This is a genomic window from Streptomyces sp. NBC_00690 (genome assembly GCF_036226685.1).
GTDB lineage: Bacteria > Actinomycetota > Actinomycetes > Streptomycetales > Streptomycetaceae > Streptomyces.
Genome location: NZ_CP109009.1, coordinates 1,955,816 through 1,979,259, shown reverse-complemented (window position 1 = coordinate 1,979,259; position 23,444 = coordinate 1,955,816). Strand labels below are relative to the sequence as shown.

Here is a 23,444-nt window from a genome sequence, read left to right as displayed (position 1 = left end):
GTCCCTCATGGAGGTGTGCCGATGACCAGCACGGTCCCTGCGTCCCTGACCCGGTCGGCGGAGAGCTCTGCCCTACAGGCGGTCTTCCTCGACATGGACGGCACCCTCGTGGACACCGAGGGCTTCTGGTGGGAAGCCGAGCGTGACGTCTTCGCCGACCTCGGTCATGAGCTGGACGAAGCCTGGCGCGATGTCGTCGTCGGGGGGCCGATGACCCGCAGTGCCGGGTACCTCATCGAGGTCACGGGCGCCGACATCGCCCTCCCGGAACTGACCGTGCTGCTGAACGACCGCTTCGAGAAGCGCATCGCCAGCGGGGTGCCCCTGATGCCGGGTGCCGAGCGGCTCTTGGCCGAGCTGGCCGAGCACCAGGTGCCCACCGCCCTGGTGTCCGCCTCCCACCGAAGGATCATCGACAGGGTGTTGGACTCCCTGGGGCCGCAGAACTTCCGGCTGTCGATCGCGGGCGATGAGGTGCCGCGCACCAAGCCGCACCCCGACCCCTATCTGTTGGCCGCCCGGGGCCTGGGTGCCGAGCCCGCTCGATGTGCCGTCATCGAGGACACGGCGACCGGGGTCGCCTCCGCCGAGGCCGCTGGGTGCCGGGTCGTCGCGGTCCCGTCGGTGGCGCCGATCGCACCCGCCGTGGGGCGGGCGGTCGTCGGATCGCTCGAAGAAGTGGACCTCGGCTTTCTCCGTGGGCTCATCACCTCGATGAACTGATGGGCATACGGTCCGAGTTTCTTGAAAGTCAAATTAAACTCGGGCCGTATCCCCTGGCCGGGAATTCGCTTTTCCCCTGGCCGGAACGTCATTTATGCAAGGCCCTTCTCGTATGTATTTTCGCGTGACGTTCATCACTGTAAGCCTTCTAGGGCGTGTCGTTCTAGGCGTTCCACGCCCCTACTGGGCGATACCGCACGTGCCCTTGTGTCCATATTGATCACGTTGCTCTACGAAAAATTCCATGGCGATGCCATCTACACACAGCCATGAGGGATCACTCAGCGAATACACCGCAGCTTCGCGTTGTCCGGCAGCACCGTGAGCGCCGACTAATCTCATCGCGAGCCTTCGTCGCACCACCGACGCACCCCGGCGGCTGCCAACACTGCCGCGAACACGGGGGAGTCGTCCTGTTCATTCGAACGGTGGGACCCGTCCCACACGCGGTCGCGACGAAGTCCTCCGTACCCGCTGTATCCCAGTGTCGGATGAGGAGAACGTCCAGGATGAACCGTAAGACTCTGGTGCTGCCGGCCGTCGTCGGCCTGCTCGCGCCCGTGCTCGTCGCGTGCGGCGGGGCAGAGGGCGTCGGTGGTGGCGGTGACTCCATTGTCGTGGGCACCACGGACGAACTCATCGCCGACAAGGATGCCCCCGCACCCCTGGACCCGGCCCACGCCTACGACACCGGCTCGTGGAACGTGCTGCGCCAGACGCTCCAGACGCTGATGCACGCCCCTCGCGGTGGCGGCCAACCCGTCCCGGACGCCGCGAAGACCTGCGCGTTCACGGACAAGGCGAGCGAGAGCTACCGCTGCGAACTGCGCACCGACCTCAGCTTCACCGACGGCAGTCCCATCACCGCCGAGGACGTCAAGTTCTCCATCGAGCGCGTTCTGAAGATCAACGATGACAACGGTGCCGCCGCCTTGCTGGCCAACATCGAAACCATCGACGTCAAGGGCGACCACGAGGTGGTCTTCCACCTCGCAACACCGGACGCGACCTTCCCGTACAAGCTCTCCACCCCGATCGCCGGCATCGTCAGCAAGAAGAAGTACGAGGGCGACAAGCTCCGTGCGGGCTTCGGCGTGGACGGCTCCGGGCCGTACACCATGACCACCCAGGTCAAGGATGACGCGGTCACCAAGGTCACCTTCAAGAAGAACGGCTCCTACAAGGGAGACGTCAAACTGCACAACAGCAAGGTCGAACTGCGCGTCTACGAGGACCCGGAGGCCATGGCCAAGGCCCTCGACAAGGGCGAGATCGACATTGCCACTCGTGAACTCGGGCCCGAACAGGTCGCACAGATGAAGGAAAAGCCCAAGGAGAACATCACCCTTACCGAACTCCAGGGCTTGTCCATCTTCTACCTCGCCTTCAACACCGACCACCCGGCGGTGAAGGACAAGGCGGTGCGACAGGCGATGGCGGCACTCGTGGACCGCGGCCAGATCGCCGGCCAGGTGTATTCCGCCACCGCGGAACCGCTCTATTCCCTCATTCCCGCCAGCGTCAGCGCACACAAGAACGCCTTCTACAACCGGTACGGCGAGCCCAGCCGCGCCCAGGCCAAGCAGATCCTCCGCAAGGCCGGCATCAAAACTCCCGTGAAGCTTTCGCTGCATTACTCCGAGGACCGTTACAGCGGGGCCACGGCCAAGGAGTTCGGTCTCCTCAAGACCCAGCTGAACGCCTCCAAGCTGTTCGACGTCACCGTCGAGGGCTCCGACTGGGCCACCTTCCGCACCGCCCACAAGCGCGGTGACTATCCGGTGTTCGGTCTCGGCTGGGTCCCCGACTACCCGGACCCCGAGAACTACATCGCCCCGTTCCTGGAGAAGGACAACTTCCTCAACTCGCCCTACGTGAGCACCGAGGCGCGCAAGCTCATCCCGCAGTCCCGTCGACAGGCCGACCGCACCGCCGCCGAGCCGGCCTTCGCCCGGTTGCAGGAGATCGTCGCCAACGACGTCCCGGTGCTGCCGCTGCGGCAGGACAAGCAGTACGTCGCCGCCCGGGCCGGCGTCACCGGTGTGGAACGACTCCTCAACGGCAGCTCCGACCTTCAACTGTGGGAGCTCGGCCGCGGCGACAGCTGAGCCCGCCCATGAACGCCAGTGGCGGCCGGGCAATCGCCCCGGCCGCCACTGACACACCCACACCGCCCAGAGGGTCCCTCACTGCGCCCCCGGACGCACCAAACCGCTCTCGTACGCATAGACGGCGGCCTGTACCCGGTCCCGCAGCCCCAGCTTGGTCAGTACATGGCCCACGTGCGTCTTGACCGTCGTCTCACTGACGAACAGGTCCGCGGCGATCTCGGCGTTCGACATCCCCCGCGACACCAGCTTCAACACCTCCACCTCGCGCTCCGTCAGCGTATGGAGGGTGTCGGGGACCGGATCCTCCCCCGAAGGCAGATGCCCGGCGTACTTGTCGAGCAGTCGGCGGGTGATGCTCGGTGCCAACATCGCCTCACCCGCGGCAACCACCCGGATCGCCTGCACCAACTCATTGGCGGGCGCGTCCTTGAGCAGGAACCCACTGGCTCCCGCCCGCAACGCCTCCACCACGTACTCATCGAGGTCGAAGGTGGTCAACACCAACACCTTCGCCTGACCGTCCCGACCCGGACCGGCGATCTGCCGGGTCGCTTCCACCCCGTCCATCCGGGGCATCCGGATGTCCATGAGCACTACATCGGGCTGGAGCGCCCGCACCTGGTCGAGGGCCTGGAGACCGTCCCCGGCCTCGCCGACGACCGCGATGTCCTGCTCGGCCTCCAAAATCATCCGGAAACCGGTGCGCAGCAGAGGTTGGTCATCGACCAGTAGAACGCGGATGGCCACGGGCAACTCCTCACAATTGGTCAAGACCCATTCTGCCCTGACCATCCTGCGACGGACCGGCCGGGGAAATGCTCAATGGATAAACCGGGGGAGTACCGCCAAACTCAGGACAGACCGCCCGATGGTCACACCAGCCGCACAGCTTCGTCGGGCGCGGACGCCAGTCCCCCGACTCCGTCGCCTCTCTGATCGCATCCCACAACGCCAGCAGCTTGCGCTCGACCCGCTCCAGGTCCGCCGGCACCGGGTCGTACGTCAGAACGTCCCCACTGCCCAGATACACCAGCTGGAGCCGTCGGGGCACCACCTTGCGCAGCCGCCACACCACCAGGGCGTAGAACTTCATCTGGAACAGCGCGCCCTCGCTGTACTCGGGCCGCGGCGCCTTGCCCGTCTTGTAATCGACGATCCGCACCTCGCCCGTCGGCGCCACATCCACCCGGTCGATCACCCCGCGCAGCCGCAGACCCGACTCCAACTCCGTCTCCACGAACATCTCCCGCTCGGCGGGCTCAAGCCGGGTCGGATCCTCCAGGGCGAACCAGCGCTCCACCAGCGCCTCCGCCTCACCCAACCAGCGCCCGAGACGCTCGCCGTCGGCATCCCCCTCGAACAGGCCGCCCAGCTCCGGCCGGGACTCAAGCAGCCGGTCCCACTGTGCCGGAACCAGTGATTTCGCCCGCGGCGGCGTACGCTCGCCCGCTGGAACGTCGAACAAGCGCTCCAGCACGGCATGGACCAACGTGCCCCGGGTCGCCGCCTCGCTCGGCTTCTCGGGAAGCCGGTCGATCACCCTGAACCGGTACAGCAGGGGACACTGCATAAAATCGCTCGCCCGCGAAGGCGAAAGCGACGTGGGCGGTCCACCCGGCGAGGGCTGCTGGCTCGTACTCATGACGCAGACCCTACGGCCCGCCACTGACAGCGAGCGCAATACCATCGACGTCAGAGGCCCCGCACTGCATGATCGAGGTGCCGGGTCGGCGCACCGACAGCGCACAAGACGAAGGGAACCCGTGAACGAGGACGACAGGCGAGGCGAGCGCGAGCGAGCAGAGACCGGAACGGAGGGACCAGCCCCCCAGGGCACCCCTCCGGACGGCAAGCCGCGGCGCCCCGAGGGTCGCCAAGGACCGGGAGGCGGTCTCCTCATGGGCCGCCCCTTCGGCGTGCCCGTGTACGTCGCCCCCAGCTGGTTCCTCGTCGCCGCCCTCATCACCTGGGTCTTCGGCGGTCAGCTCGACCGCATCCTGCCCGATCTCGGCGGTCTGCGGTACCTCGTCTCCCTCTTCTTCGCCGTCGCCTTCTACGCCTCCGTACTCGTCCACGAACTGGCGCACACCATCGCCGCACTGCGCTTCAAACTGCCGGTGCGCCGCATCCAGCTCCAGTTCTTCGGCGGCGTCTCCGAGATCGAGAAGGAGTCCGAGACCCCCGGCCGGGAGTTCATCCTCGCCTTCGTCGGACCACTCCTGTCCCTGGTCCTCGCCGGCGTCTTCTACCTGGGCATGCAGGCCGTCGAGCCCGGTACGGTCCCCGGGGTCCTGCTCGCCGGCCTGATGATCTCCAACCTGATCGTCGCCGCGTTCAACCTGCTGCCCGGCCTGCCGCTGGACGGCGGTCGGATGCTGCGCGCCATCGTCTGGAAGATCACGGGCAAGCCCATGAGCGGCACCATCGCCGCCGCGTGGGTCGGCCGGGCGCTGGCCGTCGCCGTACTGATCGGGCTGCCGCTGCTCACCCACACCGGAGTGCTCGGCAGTCCCGCCCAGGACATGGGCGGCATGGAGACCGTCACCGACGCCCTCCTGGCCGCCATTCTCGCCGCGATCATCTGGACCGGGGCGGGCAACAGCCTGCGGGTGGCCCGGCTCCGCGAGCACCTCCCGGAACTCGAAGCGCGCACCCTCACCCGCCGCGCCGTTCCCGTCGAGTCCGACACCCCCCTCTCGGAGGCCCTGCGCCGAGCCAACGAGTCCGGTGCCCGCGCCCTCGTCGTCGTCGACGGACAGGGCGAACCGATGGCACTCGTGCGGGAGAGCGCCATCGTCGGTGTGCCGCAGCACCGCCGGCCCTGGGTCGCCGTCGGTGGGCTCGCCCAGGACCTGACCGATGACATGAGGCTGCCCGCCGAGCTGGCGGGCGAAGCGCTCCTGGACCGACTGCGCACCACCCCCGCCACGGAGTACCTGGTGGTGGAGGAGTCCGGGGAGATCTACGGCGTGCTGTCGACGGCGGACGTCGAGCGGGCCTTCGTCGCCGCCATGGCCCGCCCCGGCAGCTGAGCCCCGGGGCGTCCGGCGCTTTCGCTCTGAGGGCGCTGCGGTCGGCCCACCCCACCGCTCGGCGGCAGCCCTGGTCCCCGGGCCTCCAAGTGGCCGGTAGGCTGGTCACATGTCCGAACCGACCGGTGCCGCCCGCCGTCGCGGGCCCTTCAAAGTCGGGGACCAGGTCCAGCTCACCGATCCCAAGGGACGCCACTACACGTTCACGCTCGAAGCGGGAAAGAACTTCCACACCCACAAAGGGTCGTTCCCGCACGACGAGCTGATCGGCGCTCCTGAGGGCAGTGTTGTCCGAACCACGGGAAACGTCGCCTACCTCGCGCTGCGCCCCCTGCTCCCCGACTACGTCCTGTCCATGCCCCGCGGCGCCGCCGTGGTCTACCCCAAGGACGCGGGGCAGATCCTCGCCTTCGCCGACATCTTCGCCGGTGCGCGGGTCGTCGAGGCGGGAGTGGGCTCGGGCTCGCTCAGCGCCTTCCTGCTCCGCGCCATCGGTGACCACGGCATGCTGCACTCCTACGAGCGCCGCCCCGACTTCGCCGAGATCGCCCAGCAGAACGTCGAACGCTACTTCGGCGGTCCGCACCCGGCCTGGCAGCTCACCGTCGGTGACCTCCAAGACCACCTCGACGACGCCGATGTCGACCGGGTCATCCTGGACATGCTCGCCCCCTGGGAGTGCCTCGACGCGGTGTCCAAGGCGCTGGTCCCCGGAGGCATCCTCTGCTGCTACGTCGCGACCACCACCCAGCTCGCCCGGACCGTGGAATCCATCCGCGAGATCGGCTGCTTCGCCGAGCCGCAGCCCTGGGAATCCATGATCCGCAACTGGCACGTCGAGGGCCTGGCGGTCCGCCCGGATCACCGCATGATCGGACACACCGGCTTCCTGGTGACCGCGCGTCGCCTCGCGGACGGCGTGGAGCCCCCGATGCGTCGCCGCCGCCCCGCCAAGGGTGCCTACGGCGATGACTACGACGGCCCCAACAAGGGCTGACGCCACGACAGAAACCCGACGCCGCCGTCGAGTTCCGCAACCGCTGCACTTCGCATCGGGGAACTCGACGGCGGCGTTGTGGCGTTGTGCGTCGCGGCAGCCGGAAAGGGGCGTCAGATCCCCATGGGCCGGTGTCCACCCCGGTGTTCCCCGTGGCTGTGACGTGTGGCACGATGCAAACCTCCCGCCCGCCGCCGACGCCTCCGCCGGCTCCGTATGCTCAGGAGACTTCACGCGTGCAGACCTCCGCCGTCCCGGACCTCGCGCACACGCGGACCCGCCCGGTGCACTGGCTCGCCACCGCGACCGTGATGGCTGCGGTGGTGGCACTCGCCGGATGGCTCCAGCCCGACAGGGCGACGGCGGGAGCGGCCGGATCGAAGTCCGGCAGTGCGATCGCCGCAGCGCCCGCGCAGGCACCGGCCCCGGACCCGACCGGAGTGCAGTTGCCGCTGGAGTGCCCCGGTGTGCCGAGCCTGATAACCCAGCGTGCCAGCGGTGACCTCGACGGTGACGGCAGGCCCGAGACGGTGGTGGCGGCACGGTGTGATGCGGGGTCCGGGACTCCGCCCGCCGGAGTCTTCGTCCTGACCGCCGCCGGCGACCAGGCTCCGCGCGTGGTGGCGACCCTCGTGGAACCGGGCGCCCAGCGCAGTGTGAGCAACCTCGCCCTCAAGGACGGGACGATCACCGCGACCCTGCTCGGCTACTCCTCGCCCGAGGTGCCCAGCTGCTGTCCGGACGAGAGCGAGAACGTGGAATGGCGGTGGGAGGGCGGTAAGTTCCTCCGTACGGTACAGAACCCATCAGATCAGGCTCTGTAGGTCGAAACCCGTATAGAGGGTGCATCTCTCATGCGAGAACGCTGTGTATCTAAATTGTTACTCAGCGTTGGGGCCGTAGATTTCTACGCTGTCCGAAACGCGCCGTACATGGATGCAATCCCCCGGGCACTCCCGGGCCGAGTCCACCACGTCCTGGAGGAGCGGCAAGGGCACGGGCGTTGTCGCTCCGGTGTCCTGGAGCAACTCGTCCTCCCCGCTCTTGACGTACGCGAGGCCGTCAATGTCCAGCTCAAAGACGTCCGGTGCGTACTGGGCGCAGATTCCGTCCCCGGTGCAGAGGTCCTGGTCGATCCAGACCTCCAGCGCCTCCGCGGTGGCTTCGGATGGGGCCTCGTGCTGCACGCTCATGTCTCCTGCCGTTTCCATCGCCGAGTGGCGCGACCCTCGGCGATGTGACCGAAAGTGAGGCAAGTCGCGCGGGGTCTGACGGGTGTTGAACGCTTCGACGATACAACCGGCCGCTTTCCGATGTTGATGGGTGGGTATTCACCTGGCGTGAGGGAGAGCGCAAGGGTGAAGATCGGACACACCCCCATCCTCTTTGTGATCTAGGGGTTTCAATCACCACCCACGCAGGTAGGGTCAGGAAGCGTCCAGCTCCCCTTGGAGGAGGTGAGGACCGTGGCAGCCCACGACGACGACATCAACCGCGGCATCCGGCCGGGGCGGGGGTCTGAAGACCCAGCCGGCCAGGTCGCCTACCTAGAGCAGGAAATCGCCGTCCTGCGCCGCAAGCTCGCCGACTCTCCGCGGCACACGAGGATTCTCGAAGAGCGGATCGTCGAGTTGCAGACGAATCTGGCCGGCGTGTCCGCACAGAACGAGCGACTTGCCAACACGCTCCGTGAGGCCCGCGACCAGATCGTGGCCCTCAAGGAAGAGGTCGACCGGCTCGCACAGCCGCCGGCAGGCTTCGGTGTCTTCCTGCACACCAACGAGGACGGCACCTGCGACATCTTCACCGGGGGTCGCAAGCTCCGGGTGAACGTCAGCCCCAGCGTCGAGCTTGAGGAACTCCGACGCGGCCAGGAAGTCATGCTCAACGAAGCGCTCAACGTGGTCGAGGCCATGGAGTTCGAGCGTGCCGGGGACATCGTCACACTCAAGGAGATCCTTGAGGACGGCGAGCGGGCCCTGGTCGTCGGTCACACCGACGAGGAGCGGGTGGTGCGGCTCGCCGAACCACTGCTGGACATCACCATCCGTCCCGGTGACGCCCTGCTGCTCGAACCTCGTTCCGGCTATGTCTACGAAGTGGTCCCCAAGAGCGAGGTCGAAGAGCTCGTCCTCGAAGAAGTTCCGGATGTCGACTACACGAAGATCGGCGGGCTGGGCAACCAGATCGAGCTGATCCGCGATGCGGTCGAGCTGCCGTACCTCTACCCCGACCTCTTCAAAGAGCACGAGCTGCGTCCGCCGAAGGGCATCCTGCTCTACGGTCCGCCCGGCTGCGGCAAGACACTGATTGCCAAGGCCGTCGCCAACTCGCTGGCGAAGAAGGTTGCCGAGGTCACCGGTCAGCCCGCGGGGAAGAGCTACTTCCTCAACATCAAGGGCCCCGAACTCCTCAACAAGTACGTCGGTGAGACCGAGCGGCACATTCGCCTGGTCTTCCAGCGGGCCAGGGAAAAGGCCAGCGAGGGCACCCCCGTCATCGTCTTCTTCGACGAGATGGAGTCCCTCTTCCGTACCCGTGGATCCGGTGTCAGCTCGGACGTGGAGAACACCATCGTCCCGCAGCTCCTCGCCGAGATCGACGGTGTGGAGGGCCTGGAGAACGTCATCGTGATCGGCGCCTCCAACCGCGAGGACATGATCGACCCCGCGATCCTGCGCCCCGGCCGGCTCGATGTGAAGATCAAGATCGAGCGTCCGGACGCGGAGGCCGCGAAGGACATCTTCGCCAAGTACCTGACGTCCACCCTGCCGCTGCACTCGGACGACCTGTCCGAGCACAACGGCTCCAAGCCCGCCGCCGCCCACGCCATGATCCAGTCGGTCGTCGAGCAGATGTACGCGGAATCCGAGGAGAACCGCTTCCTGGAGGTCACGTACGCCAACGGTGACAAGGAAGTCCTCTACTTCAAGGACTTCAACTCGGGCGCGATGATCCAGAACATCGTCGACCGGGCCAAGAAGATGGCCATCAAGGCTTTCCTCGACCACAACCAGAAGGGCATCCGCGTCTCCCACCTCCTCCAGGCGTGCGTGGACGAGTTCAAGGAGAACGAGGACCTGCCCAACACCACGAACCCGGACGACTGGGCTCGTATCTCCGGCAAGAAGGGCGAGCGGATCGTCTTCATCCGTACCCTCGTCACCGGAAAGCAGGGCGCCGACACCGGTCGCTCCATTGACACGGTGGCCAACACCGGTCAGTACCTGTAGGAGGCACACCGGCTGCGGATGCCCTCGGCCGGGCATCCGCAGCCGGTTGCTTTCCCCACAGGTCCGGCCACACCCCGGCAATGACGCAATTGATCTCCCCACCGGCGCGACAGCGTTCTAGGCTCATCCGTACCGCCGAGTCGCGCGCCGCGGGGTCGGGCACCGCAGCGCGCATCGGAGCACCAGCGGTACTTGAGCGCCGCTCCCGGAAGGGGAGCGTCGCAGGGCAAGGAGGGCCGCATGACCGTACGGCGAGTAATGGGCATCGAGACGGAGTACGGCATTTCCGTTCCGGGCCACCCGAACGCCAATGCCATGCTCACCTCGTCCCAGATCGTCAACGCCTACGCGGCGGCGATGCACAGGGCGCGCCGCGCCCGCTGGGACTTCGAGGAGGAGAACCCGCTGCGGGACGCCCGTGGCTTTGACCTCGCCCGCGAGGCCGCCGACTCCAGCCAGCTCACGGACGAGGACATCGGCCTGGCCAATGTGATCCTCACCAACGGGGCCCGGCTCTACGTCGACCACGCCCACCCGGAGTACAGCTCACCCGAGGTGACCAATCCGCGCGACGCCGTGCTGTGGGACAAGGCCGGCGAGCGCATCATGGCCGAGGCCGCCGAGCGGGCCGCCCAGCTCCCCGGCGCCCAACCGATCCACCTTTACAAGAACAACACCGACAACAAGGGCGCCTCCTACGGGACGCACGAGAACTATCTGATGAAGCGGGAAACGCCCTTCTCGGACATCGTGCGCCATCTGACGCCGTTCTTCGTCTCGCGGCAGGTCGTCACCGGGGCCGGCCGGGTCGGGATCGGCCAGGACGGCCACGAGCACGGCTTCCAGATCAGCCAGCGGGCGGACTACTTCGAGGTCGAGGTGGGGCTGGAGACCACCTTGAAGCGTCCCATCATCAACACCCGCGACGAACCGCACTCTGACGCCGAGAAGTACCGCAGGCTCCACGTCATCATCGGCGACGCCAATCTCTCCGAGATTTCGACCTATCTGAAGCTGGGCACCACCGCCCTGGTGCTGTCCATGATCGAGGACGGCTTTATCGCGGTGGACCTCGCCGTCGACCAGCCGGTCCGCACACTGCACCAGATCTCGCACGACCCCGGTCTGACGCGGGTGATCACACTGCGCAGCGGCCGGACACTCACCGCGGTCCAGCTCCAGATGGAGTACTACGAGCTCGCCAGGAAGTACGTCGAGGAGCGCTTCGGCGACGATGCGGACGAGCAGACCAAGGACGTCCTGATCCGTTGGGAGGACACGCTCAACCGGTTGGAGAACGACCCGATGAGCCTGTCCGGGGAACTGGACTGGATCGCGAAGAAAGAGCTGATGGAGGGCTACCGGCGGCGGGACGACCTGGACTGGGACGCCGCACGGCTCCACCTGGTGGACCTCCAGTACGCCGATGTGAGGCCGGACAAGGGCCTCTACAACCGATTGGTGGCCCGCGGCAAGATGAAGCGCCTGCTGGACGAGCAGGACGTCCTGAGGGCCGGCAAGAAGCCGCCCGAGGACACCCGGGCCTACTTCCGCGGTCGCTGTCTGGAGCAGTACGCCGACGACGTCGCCGCGGCCTCCTGGGACTCGGTCATCTTCGACCTTCCCGGCCGTGACTCATTGCAACGGGTGCCGACCCTGGAGCCGCTGCGGGGCACCCGCAACCACGTCAAGGAACTACTGGACCGCTGTCGGACGGCGGAAGATCTGGTTCGGGTCCTCTCCGGCGGCTAAAAGGTTCCCGGCCGGGAATCATCTCCGGGAATCATGGAGGTGGCCCCCGGACGTTGGGAAAAGTGCCGGGCCGATGTCGGACCCGGCTTGTAGGGTCTGATCTTGACCGAACCGACTCACATCAGGGCGAACCGAGCGGGGTGAGGGACATGGCGAAGGACACCGGCGGCGGGCAGCAGAAGGCCACGCGTTCCACGGAGGAAGTCGAGGAGCAGGCGCAGGACGCGCAGGCTTCGGAGGACCTCAAGGAGCGCCAGGAGAAGCTCAGCGACGATGTTGATTCCGTCCTCGACGAAATCGATGACGTCCTGGAGGAGAATGCGGAGGACTTCGTGAGGTCCTTCGTCCAGAAGGGCGGACAGTAGTCCGTCGGATATTGCCGGGGCGGCTGAGAATGCCGGAGTGAAGCGTCTCACTCGCTGTCGACCCGCGCTGTCGCGGGAAGCCTTTGCCGAAAATTGAGGCTTCCCGCGATGAATATCAGGCATATGGTCGACAGTATTCAGCTCTTTTGCATCCGCCCGACTGAGCGGATCCGGGAGCGAGGTCTCCGGCGCATCGGAGGATCGATGCCCAGCAGTGGTCGCCGGCCTGTCGTCCGGCACGGCCCGAATCCGGTATTCACGCTGTTCACTCCCGGGTTTCGCCCGGGAGCGGAGCAGTCGGGGACCGGGTCGCACCGGCTTCCGTACGGCGTGGGCGCGGCCGGGCGGGGCAGGCTGATCGCCGGCCGGCGAGGATTCCGATGTATCTGCCTCCGCCACACATGTGGATCACCGTCACAAGACGGGTAGTGTCCGTGGCGTATCGTGCTTCAACTGCAATTCGGCCATCGGCGAGTTGGGCGATGAGCCCCGCACCGTCCGTCGCGCTGCCGCTTACTTGGAGGGAAACGCGTGGAAGCCAACACTCGTAGCACCGGGCGTCTACCAGCTGCCTTCCTGACGCCTGGCTCGTCCTCATTCATGGACTTCCTGGGGGCGCACTCCCCGGACATGTTGCCGGGCAAGCGCGTCCTGCCTCCGCTCCAGGGGGCGGTCGAGGCGCCGCACGGCACGACCATCGTCGCCACCACGTTCCCCGGCGGTGTGGTGCTCGCCGGTGACCGGCGGGCCACGATGGGCAACATGATCGCGCAGCGCGACATCGAGAAGGTCTTCCCCGCCGACGAGTACTCCGCGGTGGGCATCGCGGGCACCGCCGGTCTCGCCGTGGAGATGGTCAAGCTCTTCCAACTGGAACTGGAGCACTTCGAGAAGGTCGAGGGGACCCAGCTCTCCCTGGAGGGCAAGGCGAACCGGCTCTCCACGATGATCCGCAGCAATCTCGGCATGGCCATGCAGGGCCTCGCCGTCGTACCGCTCTTCGCGGGCTACGACGTCGATCGGGAGAGGGGCCGGATCTTCTCCTACGACGTGACCGGCGGCCGGTCCGAGGAGCACGGATACGCCGCGACGGGCTCGGGTTCGATCTTCGCCCGGGGCGCCATGAAGAAGCTCTACCGCGACGACCTCACCGAGGAGCAGGCGACCACACTGGTCGTCCAGGCGCTCTACGACGCGGCCGACGACGACTCGGCGACCGGTGGGCCCGATGTGGCCCGGCGGATCTACCCGATCGTCGCCGTGATCACGGAGGAGGGCGTTCGCAAGCTCAATGCCGAGGAGTCCGCCGAGATCGCCCGCGCGATCCTGGAGCGCCGCCTCGAACAGCCCGACGGCCCGCGCGCCGCGCTGCTCTGATGTTTCCCTGCCCGCCGCCGGGCGTTGCGCCCATGCCACTGACAGAAAGGGATGGATAGCCGGTGACGACACCGTTCTATGTCTCCCCAGCACAGGCCATGCAGGACCGGGCGGAGTACGCCCGGAAGGGCATCGCCCGTGGACGCAGCCTCGTTGTGCTGCAATACGCCGACGGCATCGTCTTCGTCGGCGAGAACCCCTCCCGCGCCCTGCACAAGTTCAGCGAGATCTACGACCGCATCGGCTTCGCCGCCGCCGGAAAGTACAACGAGTACGAGAACCTGCGCATCGGCGGTGTGCGCTACGCCGATCTGCGCGGATATACCTACGACCGCGACGACGTGACGGCGCGCGGTCTGGCCAACGTCTACGCCCAGACCCTCGGCACGATCTTCTCCAGCGCGGCCGAGAAGCCGTACGAGGTGGAGTTGGTCGTCGCCGAGGTCGGAGCCACCGCGGACGGCGACCAGATCTATCGGCTCCCGCACGACGGGTCGATCGTCGACGAGCACGGCTCGGTGGCGGTCGGCGGCAGCGCCGAGCAGATCAGCACCTTCCTCGATCAGCAGCACCGTGAGGGGATGACGCTGGCGGAGGCGCTCAAGCTGGCCGTCCAGGCGCTGTCCAACCAGCCCAACGGAGCGGATCGGGAGATTCCTGCGGATCGGCTGGAGGTCGCGGTCCTGGACCGTACCCGCCCGCAGCAGCGCAAGTTCAAGCGGATCGTGGGCCGGCAGCTGGTCCGGTTGCTGGAGGCTGACGGCGCGGCTTCGGCACCGACGGACGCGCCCTCGGACACCGAGGAGAGCGAGGGCGGCGAGGAGTAGCACGCTCGACGACCTGACGGTGCCCCGGTCTCCCTCCCATGCGGTGGGGGCCGGGGCACGCTCGTGATCTCCGCCGCCGCACGGGCCGCCGATGCCGCGGGCGCGGTGGGTGGTGTCACGGCCCCTGGGCCGGCCTCAGCCCGAAGTGGGGGAGGGCGCCGCGGTGGAACCCCGGACGACCAGGGAGACCGGTAGATCGCCTTCCGAGACCGTTTCGCCCGCCAGGAGGGCCAGGAGCGCCGACATGCCGCGCTCTCCCACCCGTTCAGCGGGCAGGCTCACGGTGGTGAGCTCCGGTTCCACGGCGACGGACAGGGCGAGGTCGTCGAACCCGGTCACCGACACATCACCCGGGACGCTCAACCCCAGCCGACGAACGGCCTTGCAGGCCCCGGCGGCGAGGATGTCGCTGTCGCAGACGACCGCTGTCGCCCGCGCGCCCGGTTCGGTCAGGGCGTGCTGGATCACGTCGCGGGCGGCGTTCACATCGAAGGGCGCGCGAACCGTCCGCAGCGATGTCCCGGCAACGCCCGCGAGGGCCTGGGCCAGTGCCCGGGCCCGTACGTCGAAGGTCCACGACGGGATCGCCGACGCCAGATGGACGAAGCGCCGGTGGCCGAGTTCCAGGAGGTGATCGGCGACCTGGTGGATGCCGTCGCCGATGTCCAGGTTGACGCAGGCCGCCGCCTCCCGATCGGAGGGGTCGCTGTCGAGCATCACCAGCGGGAGGTCCGCGTCCCGCAGGTCGGACAGTGCCTTCGCGGCCATGGACGAGGCGATGACCCCGTCGAGGGCGGCACGTGCGGAGGCGAAGGGGTTCTTCGCCGGTCCGATGCCGTCGGGTGACGGGTAGACGACCACACCGAATCCATGGTCGGCGGCGAGGGCCGCGGCGCCCGTGTACACACGGGCGAAGAACTCATTGGTGATCGCCGGGACGACGAGCAGTGCGGTCCTCGTGCAGCCGAGCCTGAGGTTCCGGGCCGCGAGGTTGGGGCGGTAGCCGAGGGTGCTCGCCGCATCCCGCACGGACTCCGCGGTGCGCACTGAGACCCGGCCGCGCCACTTGTCCCCGAGCACGAGGGAGACGGTCGCCTGTGAGACGCCGGCGACCCGGGCGACGTCACGGCTGGTCGGACGGGCTCCCGGTGTCCCGCCCGAGGCGCCGTCGCCCCGCCGTCGGGCGGGGCCCTGCGAAGAGCCGTTCGCCATCGTTGCCGTCCTCGGACTCGTTGGAGCCGCCCCGTTCCCCACGCATCCGGGGTGGCGGCACAGTAGACCCCCGGACTGTCGACATGGTACGTATAACGGCGGAAGTTATACGTAACACTCCGGTGTGTCGGGGAGAGGGACGAGCCATGGGTGCCAAGGCCACCGGAGCCACCGGATATGCAGACATCCTGAAGGCGCCGCACGCGGCGCGCCTGCTCGCGGGCACCCTCTTCGGACGTCTCCCCAACGCCACGGCCCACATCGCCATCGTCCTGTTCACCCGGGCGGAAGGCGGCAGCTACACCCTCGCCGGCGGTCTCGCAGCCGCCTACGGCATCGCCACGGCGATAGGTCAGCCCCTCCTGGGGCGCGCGATCGACCTCCATGGCCAGCCGAAGGTGCAACTTCCCGCAGCGGTCGTATCGGCGCTCGGCATGGTGTTGCTGGCCGCGGTCGGCATCGGCTCGCTGCCGCTGGCGTACCTCGCCGTGGCGGTGGCCGGACTGTTCACCCCACCCCTCGAAGGCGGATTGCGCGCCCTGTGGCCCAGCGTGCTCGGGCGTCAGGACCGGGTGCACCGCGCATATGCGATGGACGCGGTGGCCCAGGAGATCATGTTCACCCTCGGCCCGCTCCTGGTCACCGTGATCGTCTCCATCTGGTCGGCCGCAGCCGCCCTGTTGGTGATCAATGTGATCGGGGTCCTCGGGGCGCTCTCCGTGGTCCTGTCCGAGCCCTCCCGCACCTGGCGCTCAGCCCCGCGGGACGCCCACTGGCTGGGCGCTCTGCGCTCGTCGGGACTGCTGGCGCTGCTGGGTTCGTTCTTCTTCGTCGGCCTCGCCCTCGGGTCCATCACGGTCGCGGGGGTGGCCTACGCGGACGACCACGGCCGGGATTCGGTCTACGGGATCTTGATGGCCGCCCTCGGCCTCGGTGCCCTCATCGGTGGCACCTTCTACGGCGCACGGCAGTGGGCCGGCGCCCCCGAGCGACGCCTGATGGTCCTCATCGCCCTGCTGGCGCTCGGCTATCTACCCCTCGTGCTCACCCCGGGGGTGGTCCTGATGACCGTTCTATCGGCCGTCGCCGGTGTGTTCCTCGCCCCCGCGATCGCCTGTGCGTTCATCGTGGTGGACCGCCATGCCCCCAGGGGCACGGTGACCGAGGCGTTCTCCTGGTTGGTCACGACGTTCGGCGTGGGAGCCGCGGCCGGAACCGCGGTCGCGGGCCCCGCCGCCGAGTGGGGCGGCACCGACTGGAGCTTCGCCGTCGCGGGTGTGGGAGGCATCGCCGCACTCGTGGTGCTGGTGGCCACCCAGCGGGTCCTGGCGGCTCCCGAACGCACCAACGACATCGTGGGTTTCGGAGGCAGCCTTTCCGGACAGGGGGAGCCCGCAACGGAAAATGATCGGAATGGGGCCGCCGAACCCGGTTTCAGCTCAGGGCTTGAGGCGTAATGTTCAGACATGGACCGCCGCATTTTCGGGCTGGAGAACGAGTACGGCGTCACGTGCACGTTCAGGGGACAGCGCCGACTGTCACCTGACGAAGTGGCGCGCTACCTCTTCCGCCGAGTTGTCTCCTGGGGCCGCAGCAGCAATGTCTTTCTGCGGAACGGCGCCCGCCTCTATCTCGATGTGGGTTCGCATCCGGAATACGCCACACCCGAATGCGACAACGTGACCGAGCTGGTCACCCACGACAAAGCAGGCGAGCGCATTCTCGAAGGTCTACTTGTCGATGCCGAAAGGCGTCTGCACGAGGAGGGGATCGCAGGCGACGTCTACCTGTTCAAGAACAACACCGACTCGGCCGGAAACTCCTACGGCTGCCATGAGAACTACCTGGTCGCACGGCACGGGGAGTTCTCCCGACTCGCGGACATCCTGATCCCCTTCCTGGTCACGCGCCAGCTGCTCTGCGGCGCGGGCAAGGTCCTCCAGACTCCGCGCGGCGCGGTGTACTGCGTCAGCCAGCGCGCCGAGCACATCTGGGAGGGCGTCAGCTCCGCCACCACCCGCTCGCGTCCCATCATCAACACCCGGGACGAGCCGCACGCCGACGCCGAGCGCTACCGGCGCCTCCACGTCATCGTGGGCGACTCCAACATGTCCGAGACGACCATGCTGCTCAAGGTCGGCGCCACCGATCTGGTGCTCCGCATGATCGAGGCGGGCACCGTGATACGCGATCTCACCCTGGAGAACCCGATCCGGGCGATCCGCGAGGTCAGCCATGACATCACCGGCCAGCGCAAGGTCCGACTGGCCAGCGGGCGCGAAGCCTCCGCACTGGAGGTCCAGCGCGAGTACTACGAGAAGGCGGTGGACTTCGTCGACCGGCGCGGCATCCGCACCGGCACCGTCGAGCAGGTGCTGGAGCTCTGGGGCCGCACGCTCGACGCGATCGACGCCCAGGACCTCGACCGGATCGGCACCGAGATCGACTGGGTCATGAAGTACCAGCTCATCGAGCGGTACCGGGCCAAGCACAACATGACCATGTCGCATCCGCGGGTCGCTCAGATAGACCTCGCCTACCACGACATCCACCGTCGGCGCGGCCTGTACTACCTCCTGGAGCGCAAAGGTCAGGCCGCCCGCATCTGCAACGACGTCAAGATCTTCGAGGGCAAATCGGTGCCCCCGCAGACCACCAGGGCCCGGCTGCGCGGCGACTTCATCCGTCGTGCGCAGGAGCAGCGCAGGGACTTCACCGTCGACTGGGTCCACCTCAAGCTCAATGACCAGGCGCAGCGGACCGTGCTCTGCAAGGACCCGTTCCGTTCCGTCGACGACAGGGTGGAGAAGCTCATCGCGGGCATGTAGCGACGAGAGCGGTGCCGGACACGTACACACGTCTGGAACGCCACCCGGGCCCCGTGCGTTCTTCGTGCGGGGCCCTTGGCACGCCCTAGAGTGTCCGGGACCGTAGTGACGTCTGAGATCTGAGGAACACGTGCGCCGACTAGCCGGCCTTGTTGTCGTCCCCTTGCTGCTGTTGTCGACAGTTGCTTGCGGCAGCGAAGACAAGGGCTCTGACTCCGTCTCGTCCAAGGGCGGGCTGCCCGCCATCACCGCCGGTGCGAAGTTCGGCGAGAAGCCGACGCTGGCCAAGGGCGAAGGCGATCCGCCCAAGCAGCTCAAGATCGAGGTCATCAGCGCGGGCAAGGGCGAGGTCCTCAAGAAGGGCGACCTGACCCAGGTGAACTACCTCGGCCAGGAGTGGGACGAGGACAAGCCCTTCGACAACAGCTTCGACCGCGGCAAGCCGTTCGACGTGACGATCGGTGCGCCCGGCGTCATCGAGGGCTGGCAGAAGGCGCTCGCCAACCAGAAGGTCGGCAGCCGTCTTGAGGTGTCGATCCCGCCGGACCTCGGCTACGGCGCGCAGGGGCAGGGCGACATCAAGGGCAACGCCACGCTGGTCTTCGTGATGGACATCGTGGGTGCGAAGGCCGTGCCGGTCTCCGCGAAGGGCTCAGAGGTCGCGCAGGACAACAAGGACCTGCCGAAGGTCGCCACCAACACCGACGGCAAGGCCCCCAAGGTCACCATCCCCGCCTCGGCCCCGCCGAAGGACCTCGTCTCCTCGTACGTCCTGGAGGGCACCGGTCCCGAGCTGACCGCAAAGGACGGCGTCGTCGTGAAGTACGACGCGTTCGTCTGGCAGGGCGCGAAGCCGCTCGGAGGCACCTACCAGTCGGACGCCACCATCACCTGGCAGCTGGGTCAGCTGCCGGTGAAGGGCATCAAGGACGGCGTGATCGGCAAGAAGCTCGGCAGCCGGATCCTGCTGGTCATCCCGCCCGGCCAGGGCTTCCCCGACCAGGAGCAGCAGGGCATCCCCAAGGACGCCACGTTGGTGTTCACGGTCGATCTGCTGACCAAGCCGTAGCCGACCGCGGACCGGCACCGGCCCCGGGCGGCGTCACCCCGTTTGAAGTGCAAGACTGTTCGGGTTGCCGCGTTCACGATTCAGAGGAGCAGTAGTAGTGAGCATCGAGAAGCCCGAGATCGACTTCCCGGGCGGCGAGCCGCCGGCCACCCTGGAGATCAAGGACATCTGGGAGGGCGACGGCCCCGAGGCCAAGGCGGGCGACGTCGTCTCCGTCCACTACGTGGGCGTGGCCTTTTCCACCGGTGAGGAGTTCGACGCCTCCTGGAACCGCGGCAATCCGCTTCAGTTCAAGCTCGGCGTCGGCCAGGTCATCGCGGGTTGGGACCAGGGCGTGCAGGGCATGAAGGTCGGCGGCCGTCGTCAGCTGATCATCCCCGCCAAGCTGGCCTACGGGGACCGCGGCGCGGGCAGTGCGATCAAGCCCGGCGAGACGCTGATCTTCGTCTGTGACCTGATCGCCGTCTGACCGGTATTCGCCGTTCGGCCTCCAAACGGCCGGTAAGGGCCCATGCTCCTAGGAGCATGGGCCTTCGGCTTTTGTCCGGACACCCCGGGGCGGTACGGTCAGCAGGGCGGAAGCGACTCGATCAGATAGAGGTGCAGGGCGTCGATGGCGATTGCCAAGGCCGAGCGGCTGATGAACCTGGCGCTGTGCCTTCTCGGGACGAGGCGTCCGCTGTCCAAGCGCGAACTCCGCGGCTCCATCGAGGCGTACGTGGAGACATTCGGTCCGGGGGACGGCGCGGGCAGCTCGGACGAGTCCTTCAACCGGATGTTCGAGCGCGACAAGGATGACTTGAGGGAACTCGGACTCGTCATCGAGACCGTGGAGAACCTCGACGGCGAGATGGGCTACCTCGCCCGCAGGGACAGCAACCGCCTGCCACCGATCACCCTGGACGCCGAAGAGGCCGCCGCCCTGGGCGTCGCCGCAGGGGTCTGGCAGCAGGCGCGGCTGGCCGGTGCCGCCAGCGGTGCGCTCCAGAAGCTGCGCGCGGCCGGGATGCCCGAGGCCGAGGACGCCTTCGACAGTCAGCTCACGGCGCTGGAGCCGCGCATCCCGGTCCGGGAGGCCGCGTTCGAGCCGTTGATGCTGGCCTGCCGTGACCGGCGCCCGGTGATCTTCGAATACCGCAAGGCCACCGCCGCCCGCCCGGAGCAGCGTCAGGTCGAACCCTGGACCCTGGAGTGCTGGCGCGGGCATTGGTATCTGGCGGGTTGGGACCGCGACCGGGGCGCCGAGCGGGTGTTCCGGCTCTCACGCATCACCGGCAAGGTCCGTTCGCGTGCCGGTGCGTTCACCGCCCCGGTGCCCGATGTGGTCACCGTGCGGGAGACCGTCGAGAGCTGGGCGGGGGAGACCGCGACCCGTACCGCCCGGATCAGGCTGCGCACCGACTGCGGCTATCCGCTGCGAGCACGGGCGACGTCCGTACGGAAGATCGACGCCGACTGGGACGAGCTGGAGATTCCTTACGGACACGGGCTGGACGCGTGGCTCGTCGAGTTCGGCCCGGACGTCGTGGTGGTGGAGCCCGCTGATCTGCGGGCCGAAGTGGTGGACCGGCTGCTCGCCGTGGCACAGGGCTGAGGGGGACTCGTACGACTATGGCCGCCAATGCCATTGACCAGACCCGGCGGATGCTGTCGCTGGTGACCTATCTGAGGGAGCGCCCCGGCGCACGTGTCGGGGACGTCGCCCGTGCCTTCGGGATCACCGAGGACGAGCTGATCGCCGACCTCGACGTGCTGCCGATGTGCGGAACCAGCTTCCGCGGCGGCGATCTCCTCGACATCGACACCGACGGGGACCACATCTGGTGGCACAACCCCGACGATGTCGCCGAACCGCTGCGGCTCGCCGCGGACGAGGCGACCGCTCTCCTGGTCGCGGCGCGTGCGGTGGCGACGCTGCCCGGGCTCCGCGAGGGGGACCGGGACGCCCTGCTCCGCGCCACCGCCAAGTTGGAAGCGGCGGCGGGGGAGGCCGCGGGCGCCAGCTCCCGGCTCTCGGTGACCTTCGAGTCCGAGGGCGGGGTCTTCGCCGATGTGGATCGTGCGATCTCCGAGCGGCGGCGGCTCTGGCTGCGCTACTACTCGCCTGCGCGGGATGAGCTGACCGAGCGAGAGGTCGATCCCATCCGCCTGTTCGCGGTGGGGCACACCTATCTGGAGGGATGGTGCCGGCTCTCGGAGGCCCGCCGCACCTTCCGTCTCGATCGCGTTGCCGAGATCAAGCTGCTCGACGCTCCCTCCGCGCCGCCCGAGCTTGAGCTGCGGGACCTGTCCGAGGCTCTGGTGCAGCCCTCGGCAGATGACCCGGAGGTCGTGGTCGAGGTGGGTCCCGCCGGTCGGTGGGTGGCGGAGTACTACCCGCACGAAGGGGCCGAGGAGCTCCCCGACGGCGGTCTGCGGATCACGGTGCGCACCCCGGTTCCGGCGTCGCTGCGCAGGTTGGCGCTTAGATTGGGTCGCGACGGGCGGATCACGGCCCCGGTCGAGTTGGCGCAGAGCGCCAAGCTGGCCGCACGGCGGGCACTCGCCGCCTACGGGGTGGACCCGGAGACCGGAGAGGGTACGGGAGTCCCGGTGCCGGAGCGGTTGTCCGGCCAGCTCTAGTCGCCCCCGACGTCGGGGTTCCGGACGGTCCGGATCGACCTCGGCGATCAGATGGGGAAGTCATCCCGCCGGTCAGGACAAGGAGAGCCGCACCGCATGTCTCTGATGTCGTCAGTCACCTCCGCACAGGGGCCGGTGTTGTTCACCGCCGCCTGTCCCGACTGCCGCGCCCGCTTCGAGTTGTCAGCCGAGGCGCTGCGACTGGCGATCGGGGCCAGTCACCGTACGACCTTCTACTCCTTCACCTGTCCCGAGTGCGGTACGTCGGTGCGCAAGCCGGCCGGGGAGCGCATCGTCGAGATGCTCACCGTCGGCGGGGTCCGCACCCTGCGGCTCACTCGCCCGACGGGAACCGTCTAGGCTCGGCCGCATGTTCTGGCCCATGATCGCCATCGCCCTCGGCTTCCTCGGGATCGCCGTCCTCGGTGTTCTCGGCGTCCGGGTGTTCATCGAGACACAGCGGCTGGGGCGCGAGGTCGCCCGGACCACCGATCGCATCGGCCGTGCCGTGGAGGACCTGGAGCGGGCGGCGTCCGACCTCGCCCGTACCGGCGAGACCCTGCGCTAGGTGTACTGATCACGAGCGTTGACCACAGGGGTTGGGCCCCGAGCCTGCTGGGCCCCCGGGGCCGGATGCGTATCACGGAGTGGGACACCGAACACCCGGAACGAAAGCTTCCGAAGGGGATCGGGCGATGTCCAATCACCTCAGGGGGGCACACTTCGGGAGATCGCCCCCGATCTCGCCCCTGCTGTATGCCTCGGCAGGACGGTACGCTGAGGGACGGCGGTCACGGGTAATGAGGCGCCGGCCGCAAACGGGAGTACGCAAGGGGATTGCCTTGTGTTCACCCGTGAGAGTTACGATCGCAGCCGGTCGCGGCTCGACCACCGCTACCGCAGCTCAGCCCCATGCCGCCTCGGTGAGAAGGTACACGCTTATGTTCGGACGGATCGGCGCTCCGGAGATCATCCTGATCCTCGTCGTCATCATCCTGCTGTTCGGTGCCAAGAAGCTTCCGGACATGGCCCGTTCTCTCGGCAAGTCCGCCCGAATCCTCAAGAGCGAGGCCAAGGCGATGAAGTCGGACGGTCATCAGCAGACCGCCCCGGCCGCTCCGCCGCAGCCCGGCGCCCCGGAGGACAACGCCCCCGCACCGCGCACGATCAAGGCAGCGCCCGGGGACGTGAGCAGTTCGCGTCCCGTGGCCGAGCCGACGGACTCCACCCAGCGCTGAGACAGGGCCGCCCACAGGCCCGGTCACGGTTGCGGGCCTGTCGCACGAGATGAGGACG

24 protein-coding genes are annotated in these 23,444 nt (G+C 67.9%); 20 read left to right on the top strand and 4 right to left on the bottom strand.

Translation table 11 applies throughout. The annotated features are described in order from the left end of the window. The first annotated feature begins 21 nt into the window (after positions 1-21). A complete protein-coding gene (locus tag OID54_RS08735; protein ID WP_329016384.1) occupies positions 22-723 on the top strand; it encodes an HAD family hydrolase in 702 nt (233 codons plus the stop codon). A 509-nt stretch (positions 724-1,232) separates the two neighbouring features. Beyond that, positions 1,233-2,831 carry an ABC transporter substrate-binding protein gene (locus OID54_RS08730; RefSeq protein ID WP_329016381.1) on the top strand — a complete coding sequence of 533 codons (1,599 nt, stop codon included), beginning with the start codon at positions 1,233-1,235 and terminating at the stop codon, positions 2,829-2,831. Positions 2,832-2,909: 78 nt separating this feature from the next. On the opposite strand, the gene OID54_RS08725 is transcribed toward OID54_RS08730, so the two are convergent. After that, entirely contained in the window at positions 2,910-3,581 is a 672-nt protein-coding gene (locus tag OID54_RS08725) for a response regulator transcription factor (RefSeq protein WP_329016378.1), read from the bottom strand. Between the two features lie 10 nt (positions 3,582-3,591). Continuing rightward, complete coding sequence (locus tag OID54_RS08720; protein ID WP_329016375.1) at positions 3,592-4,476, bottom strand: RecB family exonuclease; 885 nt, start codon at positions 4,474-4,476, stop codon at positions 3,592-3,594. A 121-nt stretch (positions 4,477-4,597) separates the two neighbouring features. Here OID54_RS08720 and OID54_RS08715 point away from each other — a divergent pair, with 121 nt between their 5' ends. The 3 genes from OID54_RS08715 (at position 4,598) to OID54_RS08705 (ending at position 7,687) form a co-directional block, all read left to right on the top strand. After that, entirely contained in the window at positions 4,598-5,866 is a 1,269-nt protein-coding gene (locus OID54_RS08715) for a site-2 protease family protein (RefSeq protein ID WP_329016372.1), read from the top strand. 109 nt (positions 5,867-5,975) lie between these two features. After that, a complete protein-coding gene (locus OID54_RS08710) occupies positions 5,976-6,863 on the top strand; it encodes a tRNA (adenine-N1)-methyltransferase (protein WP_329016370.1) in 888 nt (295 codons plus the stop codon). Positions 6,864-7,099: 236 nt separating this feature from the next. Beyond that, a complete protein-coding gene (locus OID54_RS08705; protein ID WP_329016367.1) occupies positions 7,100-7,687 on the top strand; it encodes a hypothetical protein in 588 nt (195 codons plus the stop codon). 57 nt (positions 7,688-7,744) lie between these two features. On the opposite strand, the gene OID54_RS08700 is transcribed toward OID54_RS08705, so the two are convergent. Next, positions 7,745-8,056, bottom strand: a complete 312-nt coding sequence (locus tag OID54_RS08700) for a ferredoxin (protein WP_329016364.1) — start codon at positions 8,054-8,056, stop codon at positions 7,745-7,747. A 273-nt stretch (positions 8,057-8,329) separates the two neighbouring features. On the opposite strand from OID54_RS08700, the gene arc reads away from it, so the two are divergent. The 6 genes from arc (at position 8,330) to prcA (ending at position 14,417) form a co-directional block, all read left to right on the top strand. Then, positions 8,330-10,096, top strand: a complete 1,767-nt coding sequence (gene arc / locus OID54_RS08695; protein WP_329016362.1) for a proteasome ATPase — start codon at positions 8,330-8,332, stop codon at positions 10,094-10,096. A 240-nt stretch (positions 10,097-10,336) separates the two neighbouring features. After that, positions 10,337-11,848, top strand: a complete 1,512-nt coding sequence (dop, locus tag OID54_RS08690) for a depupylase/deamidase Dop (RefSeq protein WP_443055548.1) — start codon at positions 10,337-10,339, stop codon at positions 11,846-11,848. Positions 11,849-11,997: 149 nt separating this feature from the next. After that, positions 11,998-12,213: a ubiquitin-like protein Pup gene (locus tag OID54_RS08685; RefSeq protein ID WP_329016359.1), complete on the top strand. Its 216-nt coding sequence runs from the start codon at positions 11,998-12,000 to the stop codon at positions 12,211-12,213. 403 nt (positions 12,214-12,616) lie between these two features. After that, positions 12,617-12,793, top strand: a complete 177-nt coding sequence (locus tag OID54_RS08680; RefSeq protein ID WP_358878235.1) for an endonuclease domain-containing protein — start codon at positions 12,617-12,619, stop codon at positions 12,791-12,793. Then, positions 12,745-13,590, top strand: coding sequence for a proteasome subunit beta (gene prcB / locus OID54_RS08675; RefSeq protein WP_329016356.1), 846 nt, complete (start codon positions 12,745-12,747; stop codon positions 13,588-13,590). Before OID54_RS08680 ends, prcB begins: the two co-directional genes overlap by 49 nt. 62 nt (positions 13,591-13,652) lie before the next feature. Continuing rightward, positions 13,653-14,417, top strand: coding sequence for a proteasome subunit alpha (gene prcA, locus OID54_RS08670; RefSeq protein ID WP_329016351.1), 765 nt, complete (start codon positions 13,653-13,655; stop codon positions 14,415-14,417). 135 nt (positions 14,418-14,552) lie between these two features. Here the strand turns inward: prcA and OID54_RS08665 are convergent, their stop codons facing one another. Continuing rightward, positions 14,553-15,629 (bottom strand): LacI family DNA-binding transcriptional regulator, encoded by a 1,077-nt coding sequence (locus tag OID54_RS08665; RefSeq protein ID WP_329016348.1) that lies wholly within the window; start codon positions 15,627-15,629, stop codon positions 14,553-14,555. A gap of 146 nt (positions 15,630-15,775) precedes the next feature. Here OID54_RS08665 and OID54_RS08660 point away from each other — a divergent pair, with 146 nt between their 5' ends. From OID54_RS08660 to tatA, 9 genes are all read left to right on the top strand, one after another. Beyond that, complete coding sequence (locus tag OID54_RS08660; protein WP_329016345.1) at positions 15,776-17,086, top strand: MFS transporter; 1,311 nt, start codon at positions 15,776-15,778, stop codon at positions 17,084-17,086. A gap of 9 nt (positions 17,087-17,095) precedes the next feature. Beyond that, complete coding sequence (gene pafA / locus OID54_RS08655) at positions 17,096-18,457, top strand: Pup--protein ligase (RefSeq protein WP_329016342.1); 1,362 nt, start codon at positions 17,096-17,098, stop codon at positions 18,455-18,457. A 130-nt stretch (positions 18,458-18,587) separates the two neighbouring features. Then, complete coding sequence (locus tag OID54_RS08650; RefSeq protein ID WP_329016339.1) at positions 18,588-19,526, top strand: FKBP-type peptidyl-prolyl cis-trans isomerase; 939 nt, start codon at positions 18,588-18,590, stop codon at positions 19,524-19,526. 97 nt (positions 19,527-19,623) lie between these two features. Further along, the gene (locus tag OID54_RS08645; RefSeq protein WP_329016336.1) at positions 19,624-19,995 is read left to right on the top strand and encodes an FKBP-type peptidyl-prolyl cis-trans isomerase; all 372 of its coding nucleotides are present in this window, start codon (positions 19,624-19,626) and stop codon (positions 19,993-19,995) included. Positions 19,996-20,139: 144 nt separating this feature from the next. Continuing rightward, positions 20,140-21,120 (top strand): helix-turn-helix transcriptional regulator, encoded by a 981-nt coding sequence (locus tag OID54_RS08640; RefSeq protein WP_329016333.1) that lies wholly within the window; start codon positions 20,140-20,142, stop codon positions 21,118-21,120. Between the two features lie 17 nt (positions 21,121-21,137). Continuing rightward, a complete protein-coding gene (locus tag OID54_RS08635) occupies positions 21,138-22,148 on the top strand; it encodes a helix-turn-helix transcriptional regulator (protein WP_329016329.1) in 1,011 nt (336 codons plus the stop codon). Between the two features lie 96 nt (positions 22,149-22,244). Further along, positions 22,245-22,508 carry a hypothetical protein gene (locus tag OID54_RS08630; RefSeq protein ID WP_329016326.1) on the top strand — a complete coding sequence of 88 codons (264 nt, stop codon included), beginning with the start codon at positions 22,245-22,247 and terminating at the stop codon, positions 22,506-22,508. A 10-nt stretch (positions 22,509-22,518) separates the two neighbouring features. After that, positions 22,519-22,716 carry a hypothetical protein gene (locus tag OID54_RS08625; RefSeq protein ID WP_329016323.1) on the top strand — a complete coding sequence of 66 codons (198 nt, stop codon included), beginning with the start codon at positions 22,519-22,521 and terminating at the stop codon, positions 22,714-22,716. Positions 22,717-23,089: 373 nt separating this feature from the next. Continuing rightward, the gene (gene tatA / locus OID54_RS08620) at positions 23,090-23,386 is read left to right on the top strand and encodes a Sec-independent protein translocase subunit TatA (protein WP_329016320.1); all 297 of its coding nucleotides are present in this window, start codon (positions 23,090-23,092) and stop codon (positions 23,384-23,386) included. Positions 23,387-23,444 lie beyond the last annotated feature (58 nt).